Source organism: Synechococcus sp. MW101C3, from assembly GCF_002252635.1.
Taxonomy (GTDB): Bacteria; Cyanobacteriota; Cyanobacteriia; order PCC-6307; family Cyanobiaceae; genus MW101C3.
Window position 1 is genome coordinate 287,580 of sequence record NZ_NQKX01000004.1, and the last position, 15,887, is coordinate 303,466.

Genomic DNA, 15,887 nt, shown 5'->3' on the forward strand with positions numbered 1-15,887 from the left:
TTGCGAAGCACCTCGCTACCCACCCCATGACCAACAGCACCACCCCTTCCCGCTTCGGTTTCGTTGCCTTCGCCGAAACCTGGAATGGCCGTCTGGCGATGCTCGGCTTCGTGATCGGCCTCGGCACCGAGCTGCTCACCGGCCAGGGCATCCTCTCCCAGATCGGCCTCGGCTGAACCCAGGCCCACCCACTGCCCACGGCAGGTCGATCGCCTCGGGCGGTCCACCTGCCGTGGGCTTTGCTATTGGGAGCTGAGCCCTGCCTGATCCGGTCGCCCACGCCCCCTTCTCCCTGCTATGGCCCACGCCCTCTGCTTCGTTCTTCACGGCAGCGCCACCGGCGCCTCCAGCGGGCCGCCCCAGTGGTCAGAGCTGCTGGCCCAGCAGCACGAGGCGATCACGGAGGCCCAGTCGCTCAGGATTTTTCGCTGCCCCCCCGGCTGGGACGGTTCCCTCGATGAGCTGGTGAGTGCCGGCCGGGCCAACGCCGCCGGCGACGATCCGTTCGAAGCCTTGCCAGACGCTTCCGCCGAAAGCTCGCCGGCCCGGCGGTTGCTCTGCAACGCCACCATTCCCCGCTTCGCGGCCGAGCGTCTCTGGCTCAGCGTCTACGACCTCGAGAGTGAAAACGCCTCGCCGCAGGCGGAACCCCGCCAGCTGCGGCTGCTCGACAGTGTCCCGCTCGCCGCTGCAGCCAACGAAACCTGCTGGTTCTTCCCCACCGACGACGGCCGTTACCTCTCCTGCGCCACCAATGAACAGGTGCGCTGCCTGCCCGGGTTCACCCCCGAGCTGCGCTTCAGCGACACCCCCTTCGCCTACGACCGCGCCGGCATCAAGGTGCTGTGGTCGTTGATGGCCGATGAGGAAAGCCTGCGCTGCGTTGGCCTCACCTACGAGCGGCGCCGCGTGGATTTCCCGCTGATCGAGCGCCAGCGCTCCGTCGACACCACCTGGATGGCCTTTCAGGTGGACAGCCAGGCCGAACAACCTCTGCAGGTGACCTCCACGATCACCACGTATCAGGGCTGATCCGGGCCATGCAGTGTTGAGCTCACTGCAGGGTCATGCGCCATAAAAAACCGGCCGGAGCCGGTTGATGGTTTCAGCTTCGATGCTCTCGATGGCGCGGTTGGGGCCCCGCTCAGCTGGCACGTTCAGCTGGCCTGGTTGTAGAGGCTCTCGAGCCGTTCGCGGCTGAGGTCGACGTACATCACCGAATCGCCTGGTTCCGGGGCTTCGGGATGGGGGCGGGGGGCTGAGGGAGCGGCGCGCCAGTCGGTCTGGCGGAGGTTCTGGCGCATCAACGCAAAGGCGCCGCCAGCGATCGCCGCGAAACAGGCGAAGTAGAAGAAGGCAAACAGTGCGTCCATGGGGTACATCCTTTTAGCCACTCTAGTGTGACGTTCTGTTAAGCGTGGCTCCATTCAGGCCTTGCTGTGCAGGCCAGCCCTTCTGGCCGCTGGACGCCTTCGCCCTCTGGCCTCACTGCACGCTTTCGCCCTTCCGGCCGCCCTCGCCCACCCGCAGTGGGCCGCCCAGATGCTCCAGCCAGCCGGAGCGGAACCCGGCCGCCCGCGCCGCCTCCCGCACCTCCCGGTAGCGCTCGGCGCCATCCGGGCTCACCACCGCCACGATGTGATGGCGGCTGGTGCTGTAGGTGCGGATCCAGTTGCGGAAGGCACCGGCGCTCATCACCGCGGCGGGCCGGGGATCCAGCACCAGCTGGCCCTGCTCCGCTGTCACCAAGAAATAGCGCTGCAGCAGGCCTTCACCACCCAGCCCCAGGGGGCGCAGCCCATCGGCGCTCACGAACACGAACAGCGGCTCGGTGCCCACGTCCCGCACCTGCGGCAACCGCAACTGCACTGGCGGGCGGCGGGGCGGTTGGGTTCTCTGCGGCAGCGGTGTTGGCAGCGGCGGGGCGGGCGCGGCCGCTGCCGGTTCCCGTTGCTCAGGCGCTGACGAGGGCCCTCCTCGCACTGACAGCGCCATCACCACGGCCGTGAGCATCAGCACCCCCAGCACGTTCATGAACACGTCGATCAGGCTGTCGAACGACAGCTCGGTGTGCCCCTGACGGCCGCTGCGTCTCACCGCCATGGCGTGCGCGCTCCCTCGCCGATCGGCTCGTAGCCCAGCTGCGCCCCGGTGCTGCGCAGGGCGCCCACCAGCGGTTGCACCGCTGCGAAACAACTGCCGGCGACGGCGAGATAGATGTAGTCGGTGCGCACCGCCTCGGCGATCAGCTCCGGCGGCACCAGGTCCAGATCCCAGCGGGCGGTGATGCTGCCGTTGATCGGATCGTGCCGTTCCACCTGGCCGTCGCGGCAGAGCAGGAAGGTGGTGGAGCCGGTGATCGGCACCCCATCGGCGCTGTTGAGCGCCACCAGCGGGGACGACGCGGCGGTGGGCACCTGCATCCACGGATCCGCGATCGGTTTCGCTGCCGCCGCCGCCGGTTTCGCGGTGGGCTTGCTGCGGGGCTCGACCCGGGCCGTGCGGCCGCGGTCCACCCCGAGCGAGAGCGCCAGCACGGAGATCACCAGCAGCACGATCACCATCACGGCGCTGAGGATGTCGAGGAAGCCGATCAGATCGATCGACGCGTGCCTACGGCGCCGGGCTGGTCTCATCACGGCTCAGGCGGGGGAAGAATCCGTCGTTGAGGGCTGTTTCGATTTCACCGGCCAGCTGGTATTCGCTCCGTTCGCTGATGCTCATCAGCACCATGCACAGCACTGCTGTGATGATGCCCAGCAAGGTGGTGTCGAAGGCGGTGGAGAGCCCGCCGGTCACCGCCGTGAGGCTCGACTTCACCTTGTCGAGATCCTCCACATTGGCCAGCAGACCGGAAAAACCACCGATCGAGATCGAGATGCCCAGCACCGTGCCGAGGAATCCGAGCATCGGCAACACCCAGATCATCGTGCGGGTCACGCCGTAGCCGTCTTCGATGTCGGCCTGGGTGAGGGCGATGTCGTCCTGATGCAGCTCGCGGGTGGCCCCGCGGGAGTGGGAATCCTGGAAGCAGCGCAGCAGCCGGCAGAGGCGATTGGCGATCAGGCTGCGGCGCTGGCCCAGCAGGATCAACATCGTGCGCAGATCGGAATCGGCCGGGCGCAGATCCACCAGCCCGCGGGGCACCCAGTCGCGGCCCACCTGGCGCCGCTCCCGGCGGCACACGATCAGGCGCCGCAGGCAGTAATCCACCACCGTGATCGCGATCGCCAGCGTGATCGGCTGGGTCACGCCCCGCTCCAGCAGGAAGGCGCCCACGGCGCTAGTGCGGTAGGGGGTGGCGGCGAATACCAGGGCCAGGGTCAGGATCACCCCCACCACAATCGAGAGCAGGGCGGGGCTGCGGATCCAGCGCCGCGGCGGCAGATCCAGCAGGGCAGGCGCGAGATCCTCGAAGTCGCTGGCGGCCGGCCCGGGCGTGTCGATCATCGGCGGGCCATGGGACTCCGAGGCAGCGGCGGGGGCGACGGCGAATGGTGGCGGGCGCTGGTGCCGGCTTCGACGTTAGGGCCGACTCCCCTGGTGGTTGGCAGCGGCAGGCTGCCGCGCACGGGCCCCACGCAAGGTCTCGCCCCCGGCCCCTGCACCGGTTTTCTTAGCCTCAGTCCATGACGGCCACCGCTCTCACGCTTCTGTATGACGGAGCCTGCCCGCTCTGCCTGCGCGAGGTGGCGTTACTGCGCCGCCGCGATGCCGGCCGGGGCCGGCTGGCGTTCGTCGATATCGACGCCCCCGGCTACGACCCCGCTGCCTATGCCGGCATCAGTTACCGCGACGCGATGGGCCGCATCCATGGCCTCAGCTCCGATGGCACGGTGCTGCGCGATGTGGCGGTGTTCCGCGAGGCCTACCGGCAGGTGGGCCTGGGCTGGATCTATGCCCCCACCACCTGGCCTCTGCTGGGCCCGGCCGTCGACGCCATCTACCGGCTTTGGGCCGCTTGGCGGCTGCGCCTCACCGGCCGCCCCGACCTTGACACCCTCTGCGCCCGCCGGGCCGCCCACTGATCTTCGCGCCGGGCCGCCCGCTCAGCGCTGCGATGCTCTGCCTCAGCCCGTACCCCCAACCCGTTGCCCCATGACTGATCCCGCCGTGCCGCCCCTTACCGCCGCCTCGCTGCAGGCCCTGTTCACCAAACCCTATGGACAGCCGGCCCCCACGCCGGAGCAGTGGCGTGCCGTGTATGCCGAGAACGTGCATTTCAGTGATCCCACGCAGGAGGCCACCGGCATCGATGCTTACCTCGCCGCCCAGGAGGGGCTGATGAAGCGCTGCGACGACGTGATGCTGCGCTCCGAAGCGGTGGTCGTCAGCGACCGGACCGCCTTCGTGGAGTGGGTGATGGGTCTGCGGATCAAGGGCGTGGAGTTTGTCTATCCCGGCACCACCCGCCTGCTGCTGGATGAGGCGGGCAGGATCGTCGACCACCGCGACTACTTCGACTTCGTGGGCCCCACCTTCGCCCCGGTGCCCGTGATCGGCCCCTTCGTGCGCTGGATGTACCGCCGCTTCGTGAGCTGAAGCTGCTCACCGGAGCGGTGCGAGCAGGGGAAGGCGGCACAGACAGGGCTGTGGAGGGGGCCCATTGGTCCTGCCTGATCCTCAGCCTTTCAGCTCACTATGGGCGCTCAGCGGATCTTCAGTTCCTGCCTTGGGATTGGCTGTGTGAGTGATCGAGAGGGCAAAGCAGAATGATCAGGGACGGAAAAATTGATAGGCAGGCATGAGTGAACTATTAGAGAGAAGTGAGAAGCTCTTGGCTCATTCTGTGCTTGACCCTTATCTACAAATGAGTAAAACTAGCGCTCATCTCAAGGTGCTTCAGATTGCAGCCTTGCCTGGCCATTGTTTGTTCTCTCTGATTCCGGTGGACCAGCACCCAGCTTCAGCCATGGGCCAGGGCTTTGGATCCGTCGACCCGGGTTGCGGACCCCTGACCCCACCCCAGGAGAATCCGCAAACAGGCACTGCGGGCATTGATCTTGCCGCCGCCCCTGCGCCTTCTGGGACAAACCCATACATCCCGGCCCATCGCGATCCTGGCTACGAGGCGCTCGTGTATCGCTGCAAACTCGAACTGCAAGCCGAGCGCAAGAAGGCTGATCAGTTCCTTTCGCCAGCCTGTACAGAGATCAGCGGCAACAATCCCGCGTGAACCATCGGCGGGGGTGTGTCGCGCCACTGCCTACCGGCAACCCCCTGCCTACCGGCAACCCCACGGCCTGGCCGCCTCAGAACCCTGAGCCGGGGGTCTGCAGGAAGGCGAGTTCTTCGCTGCTGGAAACCCGCGCGAGGGAGTCGTTGCGGTGTGGGAAGCGGCCGAAACGGGCGATCACCTCAAGGTGGCGGCGGGCAAAGGCGGCGGTGCGCGCATCGGTGAACTGCTCGAACAACGGGCCGGCCGCCTCTTGAACGGCCAGGTCTTCCGCATGCATCAGGGGCATCAACCAGAACTGCCGCCGGGCCTGGTCGGTTTCGGCCGCTACCCAGCCGTTCGCCACCGCGCTCTGGCTGAGCGCCAGGGCCGCACCATCGCCGCTGAACGCCATGGCGGAGCCCCGCCAGATCTGGCGGGGAAACTGATCGAGCAGCAGCACCAGCGCCAGGCCGGTGTGCGGCTGCCGGCCCCAGGCCGCCAGCTCTCCGGCCACCGCCTGGCGGGTGAGGCCGATGAACCGCTCCCGCACCTGGTGGTCGAAGGCCGGATCCTTGAGGAACCACTGGCTGGGCGACGCGGCTTCAAACCAGAAGGCCAGCACCTCTGCCCCCAGCTCCTCGGCAGCAGCAGCCATCAGCCTTCAGCAGTTGCCCGCATCCTGATCGGCCGGCTGGGGCTGCAGATCCTGCGGCCCCTCAGATGGTGATAGGTCGTTATTCCCACTCTTTACAGTCGGTTTCCGCGAGCAGCTGAGGATCAAGCTCATGCGCCTTGGACTCTGTCTGTCGGGCCTGTTGCTGCCCTCCTGCCTGGTGCTGCTCAGCGGTGATGCCCTGGCCAGGCCCAGCACCGAGTCCGTCGCCCAGTCTTCGGGCCAGCCGAGCGATCCGGCGGCAGGCCTGCAGCTGGATCCGGCCGCCTTTCGTGCCGTGATCGGCCAGCCGCCGGCTCCCGCCAGCCAGGCGGAACGCGACGATCTGGCGATCCTGCGCTGGAACCAGCGCACCCGCACGGCAGAGGGAGTGTTACTCAGCTGGCACTTCCTCAACCGCAATCTCAGCGTGTTTGATGCCGCCATCGGCACCAATCTGCAGGACGCCTCACCGACGCTTTACCAGGGCCTTCCTGCGTTCCTCAGCCGTGCCGACACCCTCAAGAATCAGCTCAAGAACGCCGTTGCCCGGCCGCGCCCCTTTCTGAGCCACCGGGATCTCAGGCCCTGCCTGCCGCTGGAATCGGGTTGGTCGTTCCCCAGTGGCCATGCCACCTGGTTTGCCACGGCGGCCCTGCTGCTGGCCGATGTCGTGCCGGAACGGCGGGAACGGCTGCTGCTGGTGGGCAGCCAGGGGGGGCATGTCCGTGCCTACTGCGGCGTGCATTACCCCAGTGATGTGCTGGCGAGCCAGCGCCTGGCCAAGGCGATCAGCCAACAGGTGATCGCGTCTCCCCAGTGGCAGGCGTTCCGGCAGCAGGTGGCGCAGGATCGCCAGCGGCTGCTGGTGGCCCCGCCCGCCGGTCTGCCGGTGCTCACCAACGCCTCAACAGATAGCGAGGGGCTCTAGCCCTCCGCCGAGCCTCAGCCGTGACACTCGCAGCCGCAGCCGGCGTGGCAGGGTTCACCGTTGGGGTGGCCACTGGCGCAGGCGTCGCTGCAGAACAGCAGGGCGCCGTTGCGGAAGGGGGTGTCGGCCTTCACGCTGCAGTGGCAGCCGGGGCAGGCGCACTGGGTGGTGGTGGCTTTCTCCAGGGTGGCATTCATCGCCTTTCCGCGAGCAGGTTTCTGCCTCCACTCTGCTGCCGCTGCCGCCCAGCTGCTTCATTCTGAAACCGGATGGAGCGGCGCCATCGCCGTGCAGAGGCTGGCGGCGGGCACACAACTTCATGGACGAGTGTGTCTGTGCTTCTCCGCACCTGGCCATTGCGCGGCCCGCAAGCGGTCGCAGCATGACGAAACCGAAGCACCAGGATGTTCCGACCGTGCTGCATACCATTCCGCTCCTGGCCGCCACCTGTCTGGCGGGATTTGCGATGTTGCAACTGCTATTCAGCGCTGGCAATTGGTAGGGGGTGCTGGATTTTCTGACAAGAGAACGGACAGATTCAAGCCCAGCCATGAAGGCGTGGTGCGGAAGCTGGAGAGTGCGCTCTGCATCCCCATCACCGGATCCCCTTCCCATCGCTACGGCTGGCGATGGGCCTCTCCGTCACGTGCGTTACCACCGGCACCTCTGCTCCGCGGCCAACGGACACCGCCGCTCCCACCAGCCCGAGTGCTGCCGCCAAGCGAAACGCCAACTGCTGCGCCCCCAGAAAGGCCTCCAGCTGGGACCCGCCAAGCCGCGCACCCACCTCCCCCGCCAGTGCTGCTTCTGCCCCTGCTGCGCCGAGGCCGCTGGCGAGCAGTGATGCCGCCAGCGCCGCCCCGATCGCCTGTCCGAAGTTCCGAGCCATCGACAGGAAGCCGTTCGCCACACTGAGGTGCTCGGCAGGAACCGTGTTGAGCGTGGCGCTGTTGTTGGGGGGATGGAAGAGCCCGCCGCCCATGCCCAGCAGCACCAGCGGCCAGACAATGCTGGCGGTGGAGGCGTCGGGACCCAGCCAGGACAGTCCGACCAGGCCTGCACTGATGCAGAGCATTCCTGCTGTGCTGAGGGTTCGTGCACCGATCCGATCGCCCTGGCTGCTGACCGTCAGGCTCGTGGCCGTGAGAACCAAGGAGAGCGGCACGATGAGCACACCCGCCATCACGGGCGAGCGTCCCAGCACAAGTTGCGCATACAACGGCAGCAGGAAATAGCAGGACACCGCGGCAACGAAGTAGAAGGCGGCAGCCACCGAGCCACAGGTGAAGGCACGCCGTCGCAGCAGTTCGAGATTCAGCAGCGGTCTCGGCAGGCGTCGCTCCACCTGCACGAACAGGGCCAATGCCACCACGCCACCCAGCAGGATCGCCAGGCTGGCTGGTTTCAGTCCAGCCTCGGAGAGTTGTTCAATCACCAGGAAGGGAGCACTGGTGGCCACGACTGCCAGCACGGCACCCGTCCAGTCCATGGCGGTGCGGTCCAGGCTGCGGGGGCGGGCCTTGAGGATCCGGAGGCTGAGGATCAGTCCGGCCAGGCTCACCGTGAGGATCACCAGAAAGAGGGAGCGCCAGCCGAACTGGCCGATCAGCAGGCCGCCGAGCACCAGCCCCGTGACCTGAGCCAGCGCCAGGATCGAGGCATTGACGGCCATGGCTTTGCGCCGCTCCTGCTTCGGGAAGACGGCGGTGATCTCGGCCATCACGTTGGCCAGCACCAGGCCGCCGCCCACACCCTGGAGAACGCGGAAGGCGATCAGGGTTTCCACCGTGGGCGCCAGCGCACACAGGACCGACGTCAGGACGAGGACGCCCATGCCGATCACGACGATGCGGCGGCGTCCCCAGATGTCGGCCAGGCGGCCGGCCGGCAGCAGGGTGACCGTCACGGTAAGCATGTAGGCGACGATCACCCATTTCAGAACCGATAGGCCAACGCCGAACTCACGCGCCATCGCCGGCAGGGCGAGTGTGACAATGAACCCATCCATATAAACAACGAAGTTGCCGCATTCCACGGCGGCCAGGGTCCACCAGCGATCGGGATTAGGCGGGGGCGTCTCTGTTTGTGTGAGGGCAGCTGGGTTGTCTGAGACCATGGCAGTGTGTGCCCTGATAGAGAAGCCTTCGTTGCCTGACTCTAAAGGAACGTGCTGGTCGTGGAAGGCAGCGAGCCGCTGCTGAAGCATTCACAGGGATCGATAGCCAGGGCCCGACCGACCCTATGGTCGAACGATCATGCAGGTGGACGGGATTGGCAGGGACCTCTGTCTGCACGTAGTGATGAGAGCCATCGCCCTTTTCTGTCTTGTCGTTGGGTTGGCAGGATGAAGGATTGTGCCGTTGGCGAATGCTTGACCATCACCTTCGCAGGGGTCCATGCGCCCCATTTCCATCCCCATTTCTGCCCTGGCCCATGACCGATACCGGAATCCGCCGGCTGCCACGCTTGCTCACTTCCGTCAGGCGCAGGCGCGGCTGAAGCCTGCGGTGACCGTGCAGCTCCAGTAGACCGTCATCCCAGCAAGCTCTCATTGCGACGGGCTAAGCCTCAGATCTCTTTTTTCCCTCTGAGCTGAACCGTTTGGTTTTATGAGCAGTAGGTTGAATCATGACGACCCGTCGTGAATTTGTGGTCACCGCACTGGCCACCGCAGCCGGCACTGCCACCGCCAGTGCCGGCATCTCTTCATGCTCACCGGAGCCCAGTGCTGACAGCTATGAAGCCTCAGTGGATCGCACCTGGCGTCACAGCAAGGCCGCGTCCGGCGGCATGCCTTCTCTGCTGCATGAGCTTGTGCGCTACGCCACTCTGGCGCCGTCCAGCCATAACACGCAGTGCTGGAAGTTCCGCCTCCGCGATGGCGCCATCTCGCTTGAGCCGGATCTTTCACGACGCTGCCCTGCTGTCGACCCGGAGAACCACCATCTGTTCGTCTCCCTTGGCTGTGCCGCCGAGAACCTGAGCCAGGCAGCCTTGGCCCATGGCTGGATGAGCCACTCCGGCTTTGATGCGGCAGGGGGCACTGTCTTGCGCTTCGCCTTAACGCCGACAACACCCGTCGCGTCAACACTGTTTCAGGCGATTCCCGAGCGCCAGAGCACACGTGGTGAGTATGACGGCCAACCCCTTGCTCGCGATGAACTGGAACTGTTGGTGAAGGCCGGTACGGGCGCAGGTGTTCAGCTGATTGTCCTGACCGAGCGCAAGGCCATGGAGACGCTCCTGGAGTCTGTCGTTCAAGGCAACACGATCCAGTTGAATGATGCCGCCTTCGTGGCTGAGTTAAAGCAGTGGATCCGATTCAACGGTCGTGAGGCGGTTCGAACGGGGGATGGACTCTACGCTGCATCGTCTGGCCATCCGTCTGTGCCGACATGGCTGGGACGCCTGCTTTTCAGCCTGCTGCTTTCACCGAAAGGCGAAAACGACACGTACGCCAAGCATGTGCGCAGTTCTGCCGGTATCGCGATCTTCGCCTCGGAATCCCCAACGCCGCAGCAGTGGGTGGAAGTGGGGCGTTGCTATGAGCGCTTTGCCCTGCAATCGGCAGCCTTGGGTATTCGCACTGCGATGCTCAATCAGCCCGTAGAGGTGTCCACGCTGCGCCCGCAGCTTGCTGATGATCTGGCTCTCGGAGGGTGGCGGCCCGATCTTGTCGTCAGGTTCGGCCGAGGCCCCAGGCTGCCGTCTTCACTGCGACGGCCACTGCAGGCGGTCCTGATTTGATTCGCACGGCTGCGCTACCACTGATGGATTGATGGATCGTCTCCCCTTTCGAACCATCAAGGCTGGAATCACCTACTTCGTATTGGTGTTCGGTGTGGGCTTTGTGCTGGGCGTGATTCGAGTGACACTGCTTGTGCCGCGCCTTGGTGAACGGACGGCGGAGCTCATTGAAATGCCGTTCATGTTCGTGGCCATTGTGGTGTCGGCCCGTCTGATCATCTGGCGTTTTCGTCTTCCCGCCAGTGCCATGATCCGCCTGGGGGCTGGATGTCTTGCACTGGGTCTGTTGGTTGGCGCCGAGGTCTTGCTTGCAGTTGCCATTCAGGAGCGCACGCTTGGCGAGTATGTAGCCAGCCGGGATCCAGTTTCTGGTGGTGTCTATCTGGCCATGCTGGTGCTGTTTGCTGTGATGCCGCTTGTTCTGGCGCGCCTCCCATCGGCTTCCCGTGTGTGAGCCTTCTCCATCATCCAGCCACCTATTGCCTGATGATGCCGCGCCTTGTCGTTGGTTCCCAGCGCCGCACAGACAAGTTGCGAGGAGTGCCCCATCACACCGGCAGCATCGGCAGACAGTGCGCCTTGATTCCATGCACTGAACCCATGCACGGATTCCATACACAGCTTCCCTGCATCAGAGCCTTGCCGCTGAACTCAATGTGTGGGGGCCTCCGGTCTTCCGGCACTGTGAGTTATCGGCACATCAACCCCACGAGCCCAGGCTTTCGCTCAGATCTGTCAATGCCTGTAAGCTACGTTCACCAGCCTCCAATCTGATCAGTGATGGCATCAGCCCGGTTGCTTGCTCTCGCGGCCATCAGCTGCGGCACCCTTGCCTGCTTCCCCTGCGGCGTCCATGCGCAGAATATGGAAGATGACCTGATCATGCACTACTGCACCAATGCCGTCAACGCTGAAGTTGCCCTTTCGGGCAAGCCAGCGCCCGCCGGTCTTGCTACGTACACGTGCACCTGTGTCGTTGATCAGGTGCACCAACGTGTGAGCATCAGCAATGCCAAGACAATCTGCAAGCAGCAGGCTGCCACCAAGTTTGGTCTCTGACGTTATGCTGGGATAGGGAATCAGTGGCGTTGATCATTGTGTAGACACGCTGGCTTTTCCAGTGGAAAGCCCTCAAGCGGTTGCTTTTGGGTTTGTTGAGGAACAACGACCCCTCCCCTGTCTCACACCGGGGAAGACTGAATCACCTCCGAACGATCCTCAGGCTGCAGCTGTTTGATTGCTCAGGGGTCGATACTCGACTCTTCTGATGGCTTCATCGGCATCACCAGCTGCGCCAAGAAGCCAACGCGGATAGAGTGACACCCTGCCAGCTCGTCATTGTTCCTCACCAGTGCAGACAATCAAACTGTTGATTGTTTTCGGCAGCTAGTTGCTTGTGAATCAGTCCCCATTCATCCCGCTGCTTCCCTTGTGCGACGTTGTCGCTGACAGCATGATCCCCAGGCTGATCATCAAGAGATTGCCCCTTCTCTTCTTCGACATCCTTGGGATCACTCCTGGGCCGATCAAGGCGAGCTCCACCCATGCGATCGCGATGATGCTGCCAGAGCGTACGGTTGGCTCGAGTCCGATGAATCCTGTCGGCATCGATCACCTCTGGCTGATGACCATGACGGCAGCGACAGACGCTCACTTGATCCTTCAGGCCTGCTCCTTCACTGGAGGGGACGTGGCTCAACCGATCCACACGGGTGAACCCATCACCCGTGACTGATCGAGAGATCTACCACATGCTGACTCGATTCAGACAAGGGCTTCGACTTCGACATTGAACCTAGCCTCGCAATCAACAGTTGACCTGAGAGAAGCGTCTATGAGGTTCACGATTCGATCGGAGCAGCTTCTGCTACCTGAGTGGTAGAGAGTTCTCCGCTGGAGTCCCAGTCTGCTCCTCGCCAAGAGCTTTTGGCACCAGTGTCTTCTTGCAGCCAGCGGCCAGCCACCGTAGTGGATAAGAGCATCAATGCCGGCAAGAATGTGCTCCAGATGGCCGGCCTGCCACTTGAGTGCCTTGCGATTCTTGCGGATGCGAGAACACTCCGTTTAGCCACAGCAAGACATTGCTACCAGCGCATCTTGCGATTCGTGCGTGGCTTCTGATCAAGTGCTCCAAGAATTCGTGGACCGATCGTCTCATTCAGTTTCTACGTGGCTTCTTTGGCTTCGTTGAGCAGGGATCCATCACTCTGTTGTTCATACCAACAGGTGCGCAGGTGGCGTTCCTCAAGAGTGGTGCTTGGTTGAGTGATGGCGCAGGCGTATGATTCCTGCTGCCATGCCCTGTTGAATAACCACCACCTTCACGGTATCCTCATCATCACTGGTACGTTTCCAATCCAATGAAGGACTGAAGATGCGGAGCTCTCTTGATTTGCTTTGCCAACTCTTCGTTTGTGATCACGAGGCGAGCCTTGATGAGCTGGGCAGCCAATGCCACTCGAGATAGCTTGGCAGGTGCCCCAATGTCTTTGCAGAACTGGGACGCATAGTCGTCTTCCAGTTCATCCTAGGAAATGAGCTCCGCGAGCTTGATCTACCATTTGGTGCCAGAGGGCTTGTCACTAAATCGCATGAAGCAGCCCTCTAACGAGAGCCAATGTCGCTTCTTGCACCGATCCATGTCGGCCAAGCCGGATGCTTTTCGGTGTTCTTGTGTCGAATCTAGTCTTTTCTGCAGTCGATAACTCATTGCTTCTATTGCAGGGTAGGCACTCTGCCCCTTTGGGGAGGGCCTACGTGATGCCCTGCAGCAGCACAGCGTCTTGTTCTGCTGCTGAGATGAACAGCTTGGTGGTAAGGAACCACCATCGTCGTGGTTAGTGGACTAGTTCCTGAAGAGGAACTCAGAACGGCGTCACCGTGACGATCAAATCGTTGTAATCCCAGTCAGCGCCACCGGAGCTCAGAAGGTCTTCGAATCCGAAGCTGTTGTCGCCAAACACCTTGAGGTGCTGGCGACCGTCAGCCGCAGTGGTATCTCCTAACGTAAAGAGATTTCCTTCGAATGAAACCACGACAGCTGCGTAATAGCCGCTGTCGGATGCATCAACTTCCCATGTCGCAAGACTCTTTGCTTGACCACCAGCCGCTATGCTGAAGTCCACGAGATTGTCGCGTACAGCAGTTCTAAACGCCTCGCCTGCGCTAGCAGAAACTCCGGCGACTTGGCTGAGAGGTTTGCCTGTCACAGGATCTACATCGAGCTTTACGAAGCTTAGGGTGTTGATGTTCTCGGAGTCTGTAACGATCGAGAGGTTCAGTGTTAACTTGCCTTCTTGTAGATTTGTGAGATCGAGAATGCCATCAGAGCTTGTACGCTGCTGACTTGCCAGCGAGACCACCGATTCGAACGGATCCAATGGTGTGCTGTCGACATCAACGATCAGATCGTTGAAATCAGAGTCAGGGCTAGGATCTCCATTGTCGTCAAGAGAAACACGATAGCGTTCGCCGATCTTTTCGATGCGGAGAGCAGGATCGACGTTTTCGTTGTCGTCATTGCTGTTCTGTACGAATCTTAGGGTTTCACCCACGCCCAGGAACAACTCCTTGCCGCCCAGGAAGGTGGCCTGCGCTGTAGCACCGACACTCCCAATCGATGTCTCCTGGCCGTTGGCAAGACGCTTCACAAGATCGAAGCTGTTTTGTAGCGCTGAGTTTGCGATTACGGCATTGAGGTCCAGCCAGAGCCCTGTTCCCTGGCCTGTGCCAGCCACCACCGTGAGCCCTTGACCATCGCTTGAAATCACTAACTTGGGCGGTTCGGCATTCGTGGCCTGGAAGGTAATCACAGCGTCATTGAAGTCCCAGTCCGCAGAGCCACTTGGCAAATCTTCAAAGCCGAAGCTATTGGCCCCAAGCACTTTAATGTGCTGTTTCTGATCGCTGCTTGATGATGCACCAAAGGTGTAGATCGCTCCTGTCGGCGTTATCAATACAGGTGCGTAGACCCCGGCTTGGCTGCCTTGCAGCGCTACGCTAAGCCCAGCAACTGTCTGTTTCCCTGATTGCGTGTAGCTGAAGCTCAGCAGGTTCCTGCGAACTGCTTCATCAAAGTCTGCGCCTGCGGATGGGGCCAAGCCACCTACCGTGCCGAGAGGGGTTCCGTTGGCGTCAGTGTCAACCTTCACTAGGCCGAATCTGTTGTTAAAGTCACTATCGGTTGTTACATCCATGCTCAGCACGATTCCATTGGCTGAGATCCAGCTGAGATCCAGATAGGCTTGATCGGATGCCTGTTGAAACTTTGCGAGCTTTGTACTTTGAGAGAAGGGGTCGAAGGTTGAGGTCTTTACCTTGAGTACAAGGTCATTAAAGTCGTTGTCGTCGCTGTTGTCGTCAAGTCGAACGATGACACGTTCACCGTCGCTGCTTATGGACAAAGCGGGTGAATTGTTGGCTGGCAGATCACCGCTGACTTGGATGAACTGAAGTTGATCACCAACGGCAAGCTTTACACGGGTATCCCCTAGAAAGCCGGAATCCGGAGTTGCTCCAATGGAGCCAACTCTGGATTGGCTGCCATCGGAGGAGATCCGCACGAGATCAAGCCCGTTTTGCTTCCGTGCATTCGCCAGAACGACTGAGAGGTCGACCCAGAGCTCATCCCCCTCCGTTCCGATTACCTCCAAACCCTTGCCATCATTGGTAGGAACGAGGATTGCGGGGCCGCGATCGTCGTCTTTGAGAGCGTTTGGATCGATGTTACCGGTGTTGTTATCCGGGTAGATATTGCCGGTGCCGTCATCAAGGATGGTGGCAGTGCCAGTGGAGAGTGAGCCACCGGTTGGTGTGACGGCGAGCTGGAAGGTTTCCGGACCCTCAAAGGTGTCGTCATCGTTGATGGCAACACGAACGAGGAGGGAGCCGTCGATCAGGTTAACGGTGCCGGAGGTGTAGTCGACCCATTCGGAGCCGTTGAAGTATTGGATCTGGGTATCGGTGTCGGTGCCAAGAGCGGCATCATTGGTGGCACCGTTGGCATCATTCTGCAGAGCAAGGGTAACGGGCTGATTGCCAGTGCCAGAGACGGTGAAGACCGCGAAGGGCGAGTTTTCGTTGACGGAGATGTTGTCAACAGAGATGGCGCGATCGTCGTCTTTGAGAGCGTTTGGATCGATGTTACCGGTGTTGTTATCCGGGTAGATATTGCCGGTGCCGTCATCAAGGATGGTGGCAGTGCCAGTGGAGAGTGAGCCACCGGTTGGTGTGACGGCGAGCTGGAAGGTTTCCGGACCCTCAAAGGTGTCGTCATCGTTGATGGCAACACGAACGAGAAGGGAGCCGTCGATCAGGTTAACGGTGCCGGAGGTGTAGTCGACCCATTCGGAGCCGTTGAAGTATTGGATCTGGGTATCGGTGTCGGTGCCAAGAGCGGC

General features: G+C 62.3%; 18 protein-coding genes. 9 read left to right on the forward strand and 9 right to left on the reverse strand.

Annotated elements, in window-relative coordinates:
• Window positions 1-26 precede the first annotated feature (26 nt).
• Window positions 27-176, forward strand: coding sequence for a chlorophyll a/b-binding protein (locus CJZ80_RS06850; RefSeq protein ID WP_094511454.1), 150 nt, complete (start codon window positions 27-29; stop codon window positions 174-176).
• A gap of 121 nt (window positions 177-297) precedes the next feature.
• Entirely contained in the window at window positions 298-1,032 is a 735-nt protein-coding gene (locus CJZ80_RS06855; protein ID WP_094511457.1) for a hypothetical protein, read from the forward strand.
• Window positions 1,033-1,157: 125 nt separating this feature from the next.
• Here CJZ80_RS06855 and CJZ80_RS06860 read toward each other — a convergent pair whose 3' ends face one another.
• The 4 genes from CJZ80_RS06860 to CJZ80_RS06875 all read right to left on the reverse strand — a co-directional run bounded on the left by CJZ80_RS06860 (window position 1,158) and on the right by CJZ80_RS06875 (window position 3,450).
• Entirely contained in the window at window positions 1,158-1,373 is a 216-nt protein-coding gene (locus tag CJZ80_RS06860) for a hypothetical protein (protein WP_094511461.1), read from the reverse strand.
• 112 nt (window positions 1,374-1,485) lie between these two features.
• A complete protein-coding gene (locus CJZ80_RS06865; protein WP_094511463.1) occupies window positions 1,486-2,103 on the reverse strand; it encodes a hypothetical protein in 618 nt (205 codons plus the stop codon).
• Window positions 2,094-2,636, reverse strand: a complete 543-nt coding sequence (locus CJZ80_RS06870) for a hypothetical protein (RefSeq protein ID WP_094511467.1) — start codon at window positions 2,634-2,636, stop codon at window positions 2,094-2,096. Before CJZ80_RS06870 ends, CJZ80_RS06865 begins: the two co-directional genes overlap by 10 nt.
• Entirely contained in the window at window positions 2,614-3,450 is an 837-nt protein-coding gene (locus tag CJZ80_RS06875; RefSeq protein ID WP_094511469.1) for a MotA/TolQ/ExbB proton channel family protein, read from the reverse strand. The genes CJZ80_RS06870 and CJZ80_RS06875 overlap by 23 nt, the downstream gene beginning before the upstream one ends.
• A 179-nt stretch (window positions 3,451-3,629) precedes the next feature.
• Between CJZ80_RS06875 and CJZ80_RS06880 the strand changes: the two genes are divergently transcribed.
• The 3 genes from CJZ80_RS06880 to CJZ80_RS15030 all read left to right on the forward strand — a co-directional run bounded on the left by CJZ80_RS06880 (window position 3,630) and on the right by CJZ80_RS15030 (window position 5,176).
• Entirely contained in the window at window positions 3,630-4,028 is a 399-nt protein-coding gene (locus CJZ80_RS06880; protein ID WP_094511471.1) for a thiol-disulfide oxidoreductase DCC family protein, read from the forward strand.
• A gap of 70 nt (window positions 4,029-4,098) precedes the next feature.
• A complete protein-coding gene (locus tag CJZ80_RS06885; protein WP_094511474.1) occupies window positions 4,099-4,542 on the forward strand; it encodes a nuclear transport factor 2 family protein in 444 nt (147 codons plus the stop codon).
• A gap of 202 nt (window positions 4,543-4,744) precedes the next feature.
• Window positions 4,745-5,176, forward strand: a complete 432-nt coding sequence (locus tag CJZ80_RS15030; protein ID WP_144036959.1) for a hypothetical protein — start codon at window positions 4,745-4,747, stop codon at window positions 5,174-5,176.
• A gap of 76 nt (window positions 5,177-5,252) precedes the next feature.
• Here CJZ80_RS15030 and CJZ80_RS06890 read toward each other — a convergent pair whose 3' ends face one another.
• On the reverse strand, window positions 5,253-5,813 hold the full coding sequence (locus CJZ80_RS06890; protein WP_094511477.1) for a DUF924 family protein: 561 nt from the start codon (window positions 5,811-5,813) through the stop codon (window positions 5,253-5,255).
• A 130-nt stretch (window positions 5,814-5,943) separates the two neighbouring features.
• Here CJZ80_RS06890 and CJZ80_RS06895 point away from each other — a divergent pair, with 130 nt between their 5' ends.
• Window positions 5,944-6,741: a phosphatase PAP2 family protein gene (locus CJZ80_RS06895; RefSeq protein WP_094511480.1), complete on the forward strand. Its 798-nt coding sequence runs from the start codon at window positions 5,944-5,946 to the stop codon at window positions 6,739-6,741.
• A 14-nt stretch (window positions 6,742-6,755) separates the two neighbouring features.
• Here CJZ80_RS06895 and CJZ80_RS06900 read toward each other — a convergent pair whose 3' ends face one another.
• Together CJZ80_RS06900 and CJZ80_RS06905 are read right to left on the reverse strand one after the other, a co-directional pair.
• Window positions 6,756-6,938, reverse strand: coding sequence for a conjugal transfer protein TrbI (locus CJZ80_RS06900; protein ID WP_094511483.1), 183 nt, complete (start codon window positions 6,936-6,938; stop codon window positions 6,756-6,758).
• 398 nt (window positions 6,939-7,336) lie between these two features.
• Window positions 7,337-8,857, reverse strand: a complete 1,521-nt coding sequence (locus CJZ80_RS06905) for an MFS transporter (RefSeq protein WP_233132880.1) — start codon at window positions 8,855-8,857, stop codon at window positions 7,337-7,339.
• A gap of 512 nt (window positions 8,858-9,369) precedes the next feature.
• On the opposite strand from CJZ80_RS06905, the gene CJZ80_RS06910 reads away from it, so the two are divergent.
• Window positions 9,370-10,488: a Tat pathway signal protein gene (locus CJZ80_RS06910; protein WP_094511486.1), complete on the forward strand. Its 1,119-nt coding sequence runs from the start codon at window positions 9,370-9,372 to the stop codon at window positions 10,486-10,488.
• Window positions 10,489-10,519: 31 nt separating this feature from the next.
• Window positions 10,520-10,942, forward strand: a complete 423-nt coding sequence (locus CJZ80_RS06915; RefSeq protein WP_094511489.1) for a hypothetical protein — start codon at window positions 10,520-10,522, stop codon at window positions 10,940-10,942.
• A gap of 332 nt (window positions 10,943-11,274) precedes the next feature.
• Here the strand turns inward: CJZ80_RS06915 and CJZ80_RS15035 are convergent, their stop codons facing one another.
• The gene (locus CJZ80_RS15035) at window positions 11,275-11,481 is read right to left on the reverse strand and encodes a hypothetical protein (protein ID WP_144036960.1); all 207 of its coding nucleotides are present in this window, start codon (window positions 11,479-11,481) and stop codon (window positions 11,275-11,277) included.
• A gap of 487 nt (window positions 11,482-11,968) precedes the next feature.
• Here CJZ80_RS15035 and CJZ80_RS15650 point away from each other — a divergent pair, with 487 nt between their 5' ends.
• On the forward strand, window positions 11,969-12,223 hold the full coding sequence (locus CJZ80_RS15650) for a hypothetical protein (RefSeq protein WP_144036961.1): 255 nt from the start codon (window positions 11,969-11,971) through the stop codon (window positions 12,221-12,223).
• Window positions 12,224-13,352: 1,129 nt separating this feature from the next.
• Here the strand turns inward: CJZ80_RS15650 and CJZ80_RS15300 are convergent.
• Window positions 13,353-15,887: hypothetical protein (locus CJZ80_RS15300; protein WP_198948260.1), on the reverse strand; the 2,535-nt coding region annotated here is incomplete at its 5' end.